Raw genomic sequence first — 14,073 nt, 5'->3', positions numbered from 1 at the left:
CAGCTTCCATGTCCCGTGCGCAGTTTTGCCGGAGGTTGTGATCTAACTTCCGTTTTTTCTATGTACAAACGTTTGAATAATCAGACAAAAATGAGCCGTCCAGCGCTGATAACAAATTTAAACGCTCTCTCATATACCTCTGCCGATCCCGCACAATCAAGTAAAAAAGTTGAATTAGGTCACCATTCATGCCTAAACTTTGTCCCCAATTACAGCGTAATTATGGGCTATCGCAGACTGACGCCTTTAAAGCGTTTCGCAAGGGATCATTTTTGCCACGAAGGCACCAGATAACGCCCAGTACTCATCATCGACCTAATTAAAAGACAACATCGAGTCTGATCATTCATGAATAACCAAAAACGTCCTCTCTATATTCCCTATGCGGGACCAGCCTTGCTAGAAACGCCATTGTTGAATAAAGGAAGCGCATTCAGCGTCGAAGAGCGTAAGTTTTTTAACCTCGAGGGCTTATTGCCTGACGCCATCGAAACGATTGAAGAACAAACTGAGCGTGCCTACCAACAGTATCAGCGCTTCGAGAACGATATCGACAAGCATATTTATCTACGCAACATCCAAGATACCAATGAAACGCTTTTTTACCGGTTAGTTTCCAACCATATTACCGAAATGATGCCCATCATCTATACTCCGACGGTAGGCGCAGCCTGTGAGAACTTCTCCAATATCTATCGCCGAGGCCGCGGGCTTTTCATTTCTTATCCTAACCGCGATCGCATTGATGATGTACTTAATAACGCCTCTCGTCATAACGTCAAAGTGATTGTTGTCACCGATGGGGAGCGTATTCTCGGACTCGGCGATCAGGGAATTGGCGGCATGGGCATCCCGATTGGTAAGCTGTCGCTTTACACAGCTTGTGGTGGGATCAGTCCAGCCTACACACTCCCTATTGTGTTGGATGTCGGTACCAATAACCCACAACGCCTTTCTGATCCCATGTACATGGGCTGGCGTCACACCCGCATCAGCGGACAAGAATACGATGCCTTTATTGAAGAGTTTATCCAAGCGGTTCAACGCCGCTGGCCAGATGCCTTGATTCAATTTGAAGACTTTGCACAAAAAAATGCTATGCCGATCCTGGAGCGATATAAGGATAGAGTCTGCTGCTTTAATGACGATATTCAAGGTACTGCCGCGGTGACTGTTGGCTCTTTGATTGCAGCGTGTAAAGCCGCAGGTACTAAGCTCTCCGAGCAACGCATCACATTTTTGGGCGCTGGGTCAGCCGGTTGTGGTATTGCCGAAGCGATCATCGCGCAAATGGTATCTGAAGGTATCTCCGATCAAGAGGCGCGCGCACGTGTCTACATGGTCGACCGTTGGGGGCTATTAATCGATGCCATGCCTAACTTACTCGACTTTCAGCAACGGCTGGTGCAAAAGAGCGAGGCGCTCAACCACTGGCAGTTAGAAGACAGTAACATTTCGTTGCTCGATGTCGTGCGGAATGCGAAACCGACCGTATTGGTCGGCGTCTCTGGCGCACCTGGATTATTTACCGAGGATGTGGTGAAAGAAATGCATGCCAATTGCCCACGTCCTATCGTTTTCCCTCTCTCTAACCCTACCAGCCGTGTGGAGGCGACGCCCTTTGATATTTTGCGCTGGACTGACGGCCAAGCGCTGGTTGCCACAGGGAGTCCGTTCGAACCTGTGCGTTTAGACAATGGTAAGACCTTTCCTATTGCACAGTGTAATAACAGCTATATTTTCCCAGGCATTGGGCTGGGCGTGTTAGCGGTTGCTGCATCCCGGGTGACAGATGGCATGCTGATGGCCTCATCGCGCGCTTTAGCTGAGTGCTCGCCATTAGCCAAGCGTGGCACAGGCGCCCTGCTACCGTCGTTGGAAGATATCACGCAGGTATCAAAACGCATCGCGTTTGCGGTTGCGAAAGAGGCTATTGCTGAGGGGGTTGCCTCAGAACTGTCTGACGAGGCCCTTAAAAAGCGTATTGAAGAGAGCTTCTGGTCACCACAATATCGTGCTTACAAACGGACCTCTTTTTAACGCGAGCCTAACAGAAAAAAGCGTCTACCCCGGCGCTTTTTTTGCTATTATTCCATCTACTTGCCCGCACACGTGACCCCGAGTGCGGCTTAATTCGCGCAAAGGTAATAAAACGCACCATGGCTCTCCAGCGCCTTTTTCGTCGGGCGATTTTCACATTGATTGGTTTTACTGTGGTCACCGCTATCGTGATGGCCGCCAGTGATATCGCGATCACGCTTAATGCCAAAGGCCGTGTTTATCAACAAGCTGAGACGCTACCCGCTCGGCAAGTCGGCTTGGTTCTGGGAACCAGTAAGTATATTGGTAAAACACCCAACCCCTATTATACCTACCGGATTGAAGCCGCGGAGTCGTTATATCATGCGGGTAAGATTCAGCACCTTTTACTCAGTGGCGACAACGCGCACCGCTCGTATAATGAGCCCTGGACGATGAAGCGAGATTTACGTCAAGCAGGGATCCCGGAAGAGACGATTCACCTTGACTATGCGGGTTTTCGAACGCTGGACTCCGTTGTCCGCGCGAAAACCGTTTTCAGTTTGGCGCGCTACACCGTGATCAGCCAACAGTTTCATTGCGAGCGTGCGTTATTTCTCGCCGATGTAAACAATATTGATGCTATTTGTTACGCTGTACCGAGTCCGCAAGGCTGGGCAGGCGTCAAAATTCGCGCACGTGAAGTATTAGCAAGAACCAAAGCGGTACTTGATAGCTTTATTCTCAACGTCAAACCCAAGTTTACCGGCCCAAAAGAGCCAATCAGTGGCGTCTCAACGTCGAACGACTAACTCCAATATCGACCAGTGCCGACCCAATCACAATTTTCACATTACTTTAATCATTTGTTTAAAAACCTGCCTGCAATCGATTAACACGCGGACTATTTAGGCGTATATTAGCCGTCGCTTGGAGGCCCACTGTCGCCCAAATGGCAGTAACCCTACCCCTATCAAGCACCTAAAAACTCAAAGCAAAACATTATAAAAAAACTCAATAACGTTTAAAAAAGGACGCCCTATGGATGTGCAAACCCTTTCCTCCCGTGCGTCGGGGCTGGATAGAAAAGCGTGGATCTTGTTTGCTGACATTGCCCTGTTTTTCATCTTGTATAACACCCTGCCGTTTGAAACAGATGTCACAACCGGCCTAAGCTTACTGATATTCATTGCCGTGTTATGGCTTACTGAAGCGATTCATGTCAGCATCACCGCGATCCTGGTGCCCATTATGGCCGTCGCGCTTGGCGTGTTTGAAACACCGGCAGCGATGTCAAATTTCGCCAATCCCATCATTTTTCTCTTTCTCGGTGGTTTTGCCTTGGCAGCCGCGCTGCAAGCACAAGGCCTCGATCAAGCCATCGCCAATAAAGTGCTCACCATTGCCCAAGGCAAAATGTCGGTGGCCGTCATGATGTTATTTGGGGTCACGGCCGCTCTATCCATGTGGATCAGTAACACCGCGACAACCGCTATGATGCTGCCACTGGTGTTAGGCATTTTGCACAAGGTAAATAATCAAAAAGATCATGGCACCTATGTGTTTGTGCTGTTGGGTATTGCCTATTGCGCGAGCATCGGCGGCATAGCGACCATTGTCGGTAGTCCCCCAAATGCGATTGCGGCGGCTGAAGCTGGGCTTAGCTTTGCAGATTGGATGAAATTAGGCCTGCCTGTCACTCTGATATTGCTCCCCATCGCCGTTGCCGTCTTGTATGTGCTCACCAAGCCGAACCTTAACCATAGTTTTAAAGCGGATCAGCGTGACTTCACCTGGAGCAAACCTCGCGTGATCACGCTTGTGATTTTCGCACTGACCGTCAGTGCCTGGATATTCAGTAAACCATTGAATGCCATGCTTGGTGGCCTTAGCAAGTTTGACTCTATTGTGGCGTTATCCGCGATTGTCTTGCTGGGGGCAACGCGAGTTGTGAAATGGAAAGAAGTCGAAAAAACCGCTGACTGGGGCGTGCTGCTACTCTTCGGTGGGGGAATTTGTTTGAGCAATGTCCTCAAAGCAACCGGCACGAGTTTGTTTCTCGCCAACCACCTGAGCAATGCACTGACAGGATCTGGGATGTTTTTCACTATGCTAGGCGTGGTGGCATTCGTCATTTTCTTGACTGAGTTTGCGAGTAATACCGCCAGCGCTGCACTCCTAGTACCGGTTTTTGCTACCATCGCCGAAGCATTGGGTGTGTCACCCGTTGCACTCTCTGCGCTGATCGCTATTGCCGCGTCATGTGCCTTTATGCTGCCGGTCGCCACGCCACCAAACGCCATTGTGTTTGGTTCAGGCCATATCGAACAACGTGATATGATGCGTGTTGGCTTATATCTCAACATTGTTTGTATTGCTGTCTTGGCGATTTTCACTCGCCTGTTCTGGTAATCACTCTCCCACTACCTGGTGTTTGCGCCAGGTAGTGTTTTTCACGCCTTATCAACCATCAAAATTGTTTCATCCGAGTTTCAGGTTTACACTAGCGCAACGCTAAACAACCCGTAAATAACTATGGCATTTGCAGAAATTACAGGCTGGGGGAAGTGCCTTCCGCCCGCGGTGTTGAGCAATGACGATCTCAGCACAATTTTAGAGACCAATGATGAATGGATTCGCTCACGCACAGGTATTGAAGCGCGCCGAGTGAGTCATGTAGAAACCTCAGAGCTCGCCACCGTTGCCGCTCAACGCGCATTAGCGGCGGCAGGCATTGAGGCAAGCCAGCTTGATCTGTTGATTGTAGCGACCTGCTCACCAGACACGCTGATCCCCAATATTGCCTCCAAAGTGCAAGGCAACTTAGGTGCACTTCGTGCCGCTGCATTTGATATGAATGCCGCTTGTACCGGGTTTTTATACGGATTAGAAACCGCAACCAAGATGCTCCAAGCTGGCCACTATCAGCATGCACTCATTATCGGCGCAGAGCATTTAACCTGGTATTTGGATTGGAGCAAACGCGATACCGCCGTGCTATTTGGTGATGGTGCCGGCGCGGTCGTGGTGAGCAAAAGCGAACAGGAAGTGGGGCTACTTGACGCGCAACTTGGTTGTGATCCAGCAGGCCGTGATGTACTCGCGATCCCTGCCTTTGGTACCGCAATGGATCGCTTCGACCCGGACAATGGCTATTTTGCGTTTGATTTTATCGGCCGTGACATTTTTAAACGCGCGGTTAAAGGCATGGGATCAGCGGCGAATCAGGTGTTAACACGGAATCAGCTCAATGCTGACGGTATTGATCTGGTCGTGCCACACCAAGCCAACAAACGGATTATCGAAACCTTATGTGAGCACGCTGGCATCGAGTTAGATAAGGCGTTTATTAATATCCAGCGCTATGGCAATACCTCAGCAGCCACGATCCCCATCGCTTTGTGCGAAGCAGTTGAGCAAGGGGCGGTCAAGCCACATAGCCAGCTACTCACCGCGGCATTTGGCGCTGGCCTGACTTGGGGCGCAGGCTTAATCCGTTGGGGCGAGCGTACAACGCCAATCGCTGAGTCTGACGCAGCGTTACCGCCAACCGATAAAACGGCACTTGAATTACTCGACAACGCCATCCGCCATTGTCAGCATAAAAAACCAGAATAAAATGTCTCACCACAAAGCCGACTTGCGTCGGCTTTGTTATTGGCATCAAGTTAGGTGTAGGAAGGCAGCGCCACGCACCCCTCCCGCATCACCGTGCTGCGCTTTGACAATATCAGGGGCGTTAGCCGCAGACAGTAGGTGTGCCGGTAAGCGTTCAGGAATCGCTTGATACAGCTCATCAAAGTTAGATAGGCCGCCACCAAGCACGACCATGTCTGGATCAAACGCGGTTAATACGCCCCCCAGAGCCATGGCTAACACATCAAAGAAGCAGTCAACAAATGCCACCGCATCCGGTTCACCTTGGCGATACTGTTCGATGATTTCGATCGCTGACAACGGCTGATAAAAGTGAGCATAAAGCTGTTCAAACCCACGCCCAGATAAATAATTGTCTAGGCAACCTTTATTCCCACAACCACACGCAAACATCGGCGGGTTATCACCCAACCTTAGCCAGGCATCAATCGGCATACGCATATGCCCGACTTCGCCCGCCATTTGGTTTTTGCCATTAATGACTTTGCCATTGATCACCAAGCCACCACCAAAGCCTGTGCCCAAGATTAGCCCTAACACGGTTTTCGCCGATTGCGCTTGCGCATCCCATGCTTCTGACAACGCAAAACAATTGGCGTCATTGCTAATACGCACTTCGCGCCCGACGCGTGCTTGTAGATCAGCCCGTAACGACTGTCCATTTGCCGCGGGCACATTGACGGTCAGCACCGTTCCATCTTCTGCTTGAGAGCCTGGAATACCAATACCAATGGTTCCTTTTTGCCCTAACTCCGCATCATACTTTTCCACCAACCGCACCAATGTGTCGATTAATGCGGGGTAATCTTGCGTTGGTGTTGGGTGACGCTCGGTCGCAACACGATTGAGTTGTTTATCGAAGGCGCCAAATTCAATTTTTGTGCCGCCCACATCAAAGCCGTAATACATGGCTAAGCCACCTTAAATTGTCGTTATTTAACCAGATTATTCAGCAAACCAAGGCAAAAGTCCGTGATTAGCCCCAAGTTTCGTTGTTTTCCAACCAGACTTTTCACTCAGGTGTCGGCATCACTCACAAAGGGTCGGTCATCAAGAAAGCGCGTCAACGCATTGTCTTCCGCAAGGTGTTTTTGTCGTTTGCCTGCGAGGTATCGCTCACGAAAGACATCGAACCATTGGTTTAAGTAATCTGCCGCCTTGTGCTCTTGATTGACAGCAAGCACCTCAGCAGCCACTTCTGCTGTCGCCAGTTGGTTTTCACCGTGAGCATCGCGCACGCGATACCGAGATAATGCCTGAGGTTCAATACTTAAAACCGGAAAGTGATCAAGCCAAGGGCTTTTACGAAAGATTTTTTTCGCCTCCCGCCAAGTGCCGTCAATGATGATAAATAACGGCCGCTTCGCGCTGTCATGGATACGTGCTGGCGCCGTCATACGCGTCGGGGTTGTGTACTGAGCAGGAAAGACAACATAGGGTTGAAACGCTGAGCGGGATAACAACGCCAACATATCAGGATCAGGTTGCGTACGTGACCAGATAAACGCGTAGGTATCCGCGACGCAGTCAGCAATCAAACGCCCTGTATTACTGGGTTTTAGCACCTCATCATCGTACATGAGTAACATGAACGCGGCATGGGTCTGGCACGCTGCTCGGTACTCACACACACAGAAATGACGAACTAACATGCATGATGGGCAGCGGTCTACACCGGCGCCACGTGCGAGATAGGGACGCGTTGCACGAGCCAAACGGGCGGAATAAAGCGCATGAATAGCGTGACGCGGGGCGGATTGGCACATGGTAAAATCTGAGGTTGTAAATGGACCGCCTAGTATACCGAACTGAGGTTTGCTGTCAGTATCGCGCGGCCAAGATCACAAAAGCAGAGGAAGACAGGCATTAAACGGTAACCGCCAGGGCTTGTCACTAGCGCAGCTCGACCATGGCACCATCAAAAAGGTTTTTTACCAAGGCAACGTACTCTTCGAGAAAGCCTACCTGCTCTGCGGTCACTGGTTGCTCCCACCGACCCGCCAGCACTTCTTCCATATCTTCAACCACACGGTCAGCCTCTCGTAATATGGTGAAGCGCAATGCAGACGAAAGCCCAGGATTTTGCTCGCAAATGGTCATAATATTAGAGGCGACCAGATCGTGCACAATATCGGCAATGGTATCATCGCCAATGGCTTCACCCGGTTTTTCAAACACAGAGAGATTAAACGCAAAATGTTCGATCAGTGCTTGATACCCGTCTGAGTCTACTACCATGATTACTTGTCCTTAGACTATTCAACTATCGCTATTGTACCGTGCCCGTCGGCTATTTGCGCCTATTGAAGGCGAAATTAGAAAGCGAGTCACGCTTCGCAGTGCTTAGCGCACTGTATACTATAAACTGATCATCGTTCTATGACATGGTGTCTGCTCACATCGTCCTCTTCCCTTTCAGTCTGGCTCGAATAAAGGGGCCGAGTGGCAACGTCAAATCATACAAACGACTGACGCCAGTCTCCTTGCAGTATAGTCTGGCTTCACTGTGATGAAAGCAAACAACACAACGCGCAATTTAACACGGATCACGCCCAAATCAATCGTTGACAAGGATGTAGGAATCGTCATGAAGGTAAATCACCCTCGCCCATTTGGTAAGAGTATCGTCAGCAAGATTGGGTTGATCATGACCTTCATCACCTTGATGGTGCTGGGCCTGTCAGTCTCGAGCTACATCATGCAGGAGCGCGTCAACCGCGATGTTGGCCGCGCTACTCATCAAGAAATCCCGAGTGCAATTATCACCATGCGCATGCAGCGTGCCGCCAGTGATATGAATGCCAGCATGCTCAAATATGTCATGGGCCGTCATGAATCGCTCGCGGTTTTTCTAGAAAGTCAGCAAGATTTTGAACAATTACTGGCTCGCCTACGTGAGGTAAAACCCGACGCAGAGCAGCGACTTTCATTGATCAGCCAGCTTTATGAGCGCTTTCAACGTATCGCTCATCAAAAAGTCTTAACAGAGTTTGATCCGGTCGCTGAGCAATGGGCACGTAAACAGGTAATGCGACTATCCATTGATGTGGTGCGACCGATTGATAACTTGATTGCCGAATTAAAGGCCTCACAATCGCTCACACAGCCCGATAACCTTGCCGTGTTGCAATACCTTGATGAGCTGGTCGATGAAAATGGCGATATGCTGACTGAGCTTAACCAATATCTAGATGGGCGAGAAAGTAGCCGACAACGCTTTATGGAAGATATGGCGACATTCGAGCGCTATCTTTCCTTGGCGCAGTTCGAGCTCAACGACCCTGCCTCACTGAAAAAACTGTCCAACATCCGCCACCATTTCACCAGTTTAAAGCGCAGTGGTATCGCCATTTTTAATAACTATCAGCCCAGTGCCAAAGTCGGCGCCATGACCGCAGTGCGAACCTTGAGTGATCAAGAATACCAAGCGCTTGAGGATGCGCTCTCAACGTTCGCGCAACAGACAGGAAAAGTGGTTACCCGCTCAATGGTTGATTTGCGTTCAATACTCCACTCAAATCAGCTCAACCTTGGCTATTTGCTGATTTTTATCTTGTTCGTCAGTGGCGCGATGTACTTTTATATTTACCGCACATTCACTCAGCCGATTGCCAAACTCGCCGATTCCATGCAGCGCCTGGTGGCTGGCGATATGACCCCACCGGCCAGTAATTTTCAAGATCGGACGGATGAAGTCGGTAAGATCGCCCATGGTCTAGTGATATTTCGTGCGCATATCATTTCTCGTAATCAGGCTCGAGAGCAATTAATGGCCGAAAAAGAGCGCGCAGAAAGTGCCTCTCGCGCCAAAGCGCAATTTCTCGCCACCATGAGTCATGAAATCCGCACGCCAATGAATGGTGTGATTGGGATGCTCGATATGCTCCGTCGCTCGTCGTTAACGCCCTCTCAGCAAAGCCTGATTAGCACGGTACGCGAATCCGCTCTTTCTTTGCTCTCCATCATTAACGATATCCTCGACTTTTCACGCGCCGAGGCCGGAAAGCTGCAATTTGAACGTGTCACCTTTTCTTTGTCCGATACCGTAGAGCAAGTGATGGACACCCTCAGCCATCAAGCTAACAAGCGAAAGGTGACACTGTCACTATTTATTAACCCTCACCTCCCCGATCAACTGGTGGGCGATCCCAACCGATTAAAACAGGTGCTGTTTAATCTGGTTGGTAATGCGATTAAGTTCTCTGGTGGCCAGCACCGTCAGCCTGGTTTTGTAACAGTTAATATTGACGCGATAGATAACCCACAGGCGCAAAAAGCACAGCTGGTGTTTACCATCACCGATAACGGGATCGGCATTGCACCAGATAAACTCGACACTATCTTCCAGCCATTCAGCCAAGCGGAGTCGTCTACCACCCGAGAGTTTGGAGGCTCAGGGCTCGGCTTAGCCATTTGTAAGAATATTATCGATCTCCTCGGCGGTGAGATTGACATTGAGAGTGAGCAGGGAAACGGCACACGATTTACCGTGCGTATCGATTATACGGTAAACCCATTGGCAGAACCTGCAGAGCGACCGATTAGTCGCGAGCATGCGCAACAATTATCGGTTGCAGTGGATATTCCTCAAGACGCACTCAATCACGCGGTGTGCCGCTATCTGGAGCACTTGCATATCGCTTATCACCATGATTCATCGCCGTCGAAAGTGGACAAGCAACTGGCCACACACCGGTTATTGATTACCACCCACGCCGAGCCAAGTACATTAATCGCTGAACGCGCGGTCGATCATGTGATTGCGCTCAAACATACCTTATCGCTGGCAACCCACCCTGATAAACGCATCGTAGAGCTGTTTGCCTCACCATTAACCTATCGTCGTCTGGTCCACGGTCTACGTGTATGCCTTGGGCTTGAAAGTCCCGATATCAGTATGTTGGCGGAATCTGACGCTATGTTGCCTCTTCCCGACGAGGCAGAAGCCAAAGCACGCGATCCCGAACGCACTCGCGGGTGTATTTTAGTCGCAGAGGATAACCCCACGAACCAACAGGTACTCACCCAGCAACTCCATTATCTTGGCTATGAGGTGGTGATGGCGGATGATGGTGACCAGGCACTCACAGCGTATCAACACCATCAGGTGGATCTTGTCCTGACCGACTGCCATATGCCCAACAAGGATGGCTATGCACTCACCGCGGCTTTACGCGAGATCCAAGGGGCATCGGGTTGGGTGCCTATTATCGCCATTACCGCCAATGCGCTCAGTGGTGAAGAAACACGGTGTTTTGAAGCAGGCATGGACGATTACATTACCAAGCCCATTGAGCTGGATCCGCTTGACGAACGCTTAACCTATTGGATTAACCGTCCACACGCGACGACGCGACCTACTCCACCCCCTGTGACAGCCAGCGCCGACGCGCCATCTATACTCGATCCAACGGTGGTTGATCGCTTATATGGCGGACAGCAACACGCCTATCAAGACATTGTGAATGTTTTCCTCAAACGTAGCGTCCCTGGCCTACGCGCCCTCGCGCAATCGCAACCGCCTTTTGAACACTGGCAAGCATTAAAAGAGGCGGCACACAAACAGAAATCTGCCGCAGGCAGCATTGGTGCGACAGCGCTTCACCAAGCCTGTCTTGAGGCCGAACAAGCCGCCAACAATCAGCAAACAGAAGCACTTGTTCAGGCATTAACCCATATCAACACGGTACTTGATCATTTGCTGGAGGTATTACCGCGTGATCCTCAATGACCCAATATACGCGGTCACAGACAGATGAATGTGATCCCTTATCCGGATATCCGGAAAATCGGTGTACAAATCGCGCAATCCAGTGCCACACTGACAGTAAGTTTTATCAACCATGACGGTAGTGAATAATGAGAAAAACCAAAGTAGTCACCTCCGAGGACATTCTGCTCAAACTGTGTCAGTCCGCCACGGCAGTATTAACCAAAGCGACTGACTCTCCCGTACACCATGCTGCTATGGTACAAAAGATTGCCAAAACCAGCCTCAAGCCTGACCTCGGCTGTTTTGTGCTGTTTGATGGTGGCTTCTCTGGCCTTGTTGTGATCAACTTCTCCTCCGCCGCGGCGTTAGAAATTTACCGCAATTACATGCAGCATATGGGGATCCCCGAAGAAGAGTTAGCAAGCTTACACACCGCAGATGAAGTGGGCGATGTGCTCGGTGAGCTCATGAACCAGATTATTGGCGATTTCACCGGTAAGATTAAGCGTTCAATCCAAACCTCTATCACCCAAAACCAGCCGAAGATGATGGCGGTTAACAAAAATATTACGGTGTCAGTCGATAGCAACATCGACAAGCCACAGGCGCGCCGCGTGAGCTTTACCACTGAGCACAACAATATCTTCTATCTTGAGCTTGCCATGGAGCGTACCGAGTTTATTCAGCTTCAGGACTTTGAAGAAGGGGAAGAGGTTGATCCTGATTCCATTCTGGAAGCAGAAACAGTACGCCAACTAGAAGAAAAGTCTAACGACAAAAGCGACAAAAAAGACAGCGGTAGTAATGACTTACTTGACGAACTAGGGATTTAACCCCTCCCCCTCTTACTGTCGCTAAGACATAAACACAAGTTGCTATCGATTTGTAACGCTTCGCTGCAAAGACGCGTGTAACTTGTGTTTTTTCTTCTTTGCTTACTTTTTTCTTGACGATTATTAAGGCAATTCAACGGACACAGCACTTCACAGTTATAAGTGCCCAATTTGATTTGTTTCATATGAGTTACAATCTTGATCACATTTGATAGATATTGTGGTCGTCGTTTCCCCACCTCTCGCCCTCATAAGTCTTTATCTCTGCCCACTTTTTTTTAGTAGGTGAATAATTCCGCATCATTTAGACTGCGCGGCAAAATCAAAAGGCTGGCGACGATCAGCCAAATACCCTACTGGGCACCCTGCCCACCCACTATCATTCGTGAAAAAGGTCGATTCATGAGTCCAGAAAGCTACCTACTCGATTGGCAAACCAGTCAAACTCACTCTGAAACCATGTATCCGCTGCTTAGCCAGCTTTACCGCCAAAAAGGCGTTGAAATTCAACTGTTCGGTCGTCAACTGATCAACGCTAGCACCATTGATATCATTAAGGCACACCGCGTTGCGCGCCGCTATACGGGGGGCACCTTATCGCCCAGCCAAACGTTGCCGTTGATCGAAGTGATGGCTGAATTAGATCTTGCTCCCAGTAAAATCGATATCGGTCAGCTCGCATGGACCTACTGGCAACAGCATGACAGTGAGAACGGCATTCCTGATTTTCTACATCACCAATTGGGGCATTTATTGGGAACGGGTAATCGAGTCGACCCTAAAGACGTAGTACTTTATGGCTTTGGTCGTATCGGTCGCTTACTCGCGCGCTTACTGATTGAAAAAAGCGGTCCCGGCTATCCCTTACGTTTACGCGCGATCGTGGTGCGTGGCGGAAAAGAAGGCGACCTGGAAAAGCGCGCCAGCCTGCTGCGTCGCGATTCTGTACACGGCCCATTCAATGGCAGCATTACCGTTGATGAATCGCGCAATGCATTGATCGCCAATGGTAATTTTATCCAAGTCATTTATGCCAATAACCCAACAGAAGTCGATTACACCCAATTCGGTATTCATGATGCACTGGTGGTCGATAACACAGGCATGTGGCGTGATGAACAAGGCTTGCGTCAACACCTTGACAGCAAAGGCGCCAAGAAGGTGCTACTCACTGCGCCGGGCAAAGGCGAGCTTAAAAACGTCGTATTCGGTGTTAATCATGACGTGATTAACGAAGATGATCGAATTATTTCTGCCGCTAGCTGTACCACCAATGCAATCACACCCGTGCTCAAAGCCATGCACGATAAATTTGGTATTGATGGCGGACACATTGAGACAGTTCACTCGTTTACCAATGATCAAAACCTCATTGATAATTACCACAAGGGCGATCGCCGTGGTCGTTCTGCCTCATTGAATATGGTTCTCACGTCCACCGGTGCCGCCAGTGCGGTCGCGAAAGCTTTGCCCGCGCTAAAAGGTAAGTTAACGGGGAACTCTGTACGTGTACCCACGCCAAATGTCTCCATGGCTATCGCCAACCTGAATTTAGATAACCCAACTCACAAAGACGAAATCAACGCCTATTTGCAAGATGTGGCCTTGTACTCACCACTCTCTGGGCAAATAGACTTTACCCAGTCGACGGAGTTGGTATCAAGTGACTTGGTGGGATCGCGCTTTGCCGGCGTGGTGGACAGCCAAGCGACGATCGCCGAGGGAAACCGTTGTGTGCTATACATCTGGTATGACAACGAATTTGGCTACAGCTGCCAGGTTGTTCACTGCATGGAACAAATGATGGGAGTACGCTATCCGATGGTTCCCGAGCCAGAAGCGCTTTCTTAA

Annotated in this window: 10 protein-coding genes; 7 read left to right on the top strand and 3 right to left on the bottom strand. The window is 49.8% G+C overall.

Annotated features, from left to right (window positions below):
• Nucleotides 1-348: 348 nt before the first annotated feature.
• The 4 genes from BZG72_RS04955 to BZG72_RS04940 all read left to right on the top strand — a co-directional run bounded on the left by BZG72_RS04955 (nucleotide 349) and on the right by BZG72_RS04940 (nucleotide 5,637).
• On the top strand, nucleotides 349-2,040 hold the full coding sequence (locus BZG72_RS04955; protein WP_077577796.1) for an NAD-dependent malic enzyme: 1,692 nt from the start codon (nucleotides 349-351) through the stop codon (nucleotides 2,038-2,040).
• A gap of 119 nt (nucleotides 2,041-2,159) precedes the next feature.
• Complete coding sequence (locus BZG72_RS04950) at nucleotides 2,160-2,831, top strand: SanA/YdcF family protein (protein ID WP_077606177.1); 672 nt, start codon at nucleotides 2,160-2,162, stop codon at nucleotides 2,829-2,831.
• A gap of 229 nt (nucleotides 2,832-3,060) precedes the next feature.
• Nucleotides 3,061-4,431, top strand: coding sequence for an SLC13 family permease (locus BZG72_RS04945; RefSeq protein WP_077666241.1), 1,371 nt, complete (start codon nucleotides 3,061-3,063; stop codon nucleotides 4,429-4,431).
• A gap of 117 nt (nucleotides 4,432-4,548) precedes the next feature.
• On the top strand, nucleotides 4,549-5,637 hold the full coding sequence (locus tag BZG72_RS04940) for a ketoacyl-ACP synthase III (RefSeq protein WP_172969973.1): 1,089 nt from the start codon (nucleotides 4,549-4,551) through the stop codon (nucleotides 5,635-5,637).
• Between the two features lie 45 nt (nucleotides 5,638-5,682).
• On the opposite strand, the gene nagK is transcribed toward BZG72_RS04940, so the two are convergent.
• The 3 genes from nagK to BZG72_RS04925 form a co-directional block, all read right to left on the bottom strand.
• Nucleotides 5,683-6,585 (bottom strand): N-acetylglucosamine kinase, encoded by a 903-nt coding sequence (nagK, locus tag BZG72_RS04935; RefSeq protein ID WP_046073198.1) that lies wholly within the window; start codon nucleotides 6,583-6,585, stop codon nucleotides 5,683-5,685.
• A 107-nt stretch (nucleotides 6,586-6,692) separates the two neighbouring features.
• Nucleotides 6,693-7,442 (bottom strand): tRNA-uridine aminocarboxypropyltransferase, encoded by a 750-nt coding sequence (locus BZG72_RS04930; RefSeq protein ID WP_077666240.1) that lies wholly within the window; start codon nucleotides 7,440-7,442, stop codon nucleotides 6,693-6,695.
• 127 nt (nucleotides 7,443-7,569) lie between these two features.
• Entirely contained in the window at nucleotides 7,570-7,914 is a 345-nt protein-coding gene (locus tag BZG72_RS04925; protein ID WP_046073196.1) for a DUF3802 family protein, read from the bottom strand.
• A gap of 349 nt (nucleotides 7,915-8,263) precedes the next feature.
• Here BZG72_RS04925 and BZG72_RS04920 point away from each other — a divergent pair, with 349 nt between their 5' ends.
• From BZG72_RS04920 to BZG72_RS04910, 3 genes are all read left to right on the top strand, one after another.
• On the top strand, nucleotides 8,264-11,407 hold the full coding sequence (locus BZG72_RS04920; protein WP_158075448.1) for an ATP-binding protein: 3,144 nt from the start codon (nucleotides 8,264-8,266) through the stop codon (nucleotides 11,405-11,407).
• Between the two features lie 128 nt (nucleotides 11,408-11,535).
• The gene (locus BZG72_RS04915) at nucleotides 11,536-12,222 is read left to right on the top strand and encodes a DUF3334 family protein (RefSeq protein ID WP_046073195.1); all 687 of its coding nucleotides are present in this window, start codon (nucleotides 11,536-11,538) and stop codon (nucleotides 12,220-12,222) included.
• A 402-nt stretch (nucleotides 12,223-12,624) separates the two neighbouring features.
• Complete coding sequence (locus BZG72_RS04910; RefSeq protein WP_046073194.1) at nucleotides 12,625-14,073, top strand: glyceraldehyde-3-phosphate dehydrogenase; 1,449 nt, start codon at nucleotides 12,625-12,627, stop codon at nucleotides 14,071-14,073.

Origin of the sequence: Salinivibrio sp. PR6 (assembly GCF_001995955.1) — a bacterium.
Classification (GTDB): Bacteria; Pseudomonadota; Gammaproteobacteria; order Enterobacterales; family Vibrionaceae; genus Salinivibrio; species Salinivibrio siamensis.
Note: the sequence above shows the minus strand (reverse complement) of the source record. Positions and strands in the feature narration are given on the sequence as shown.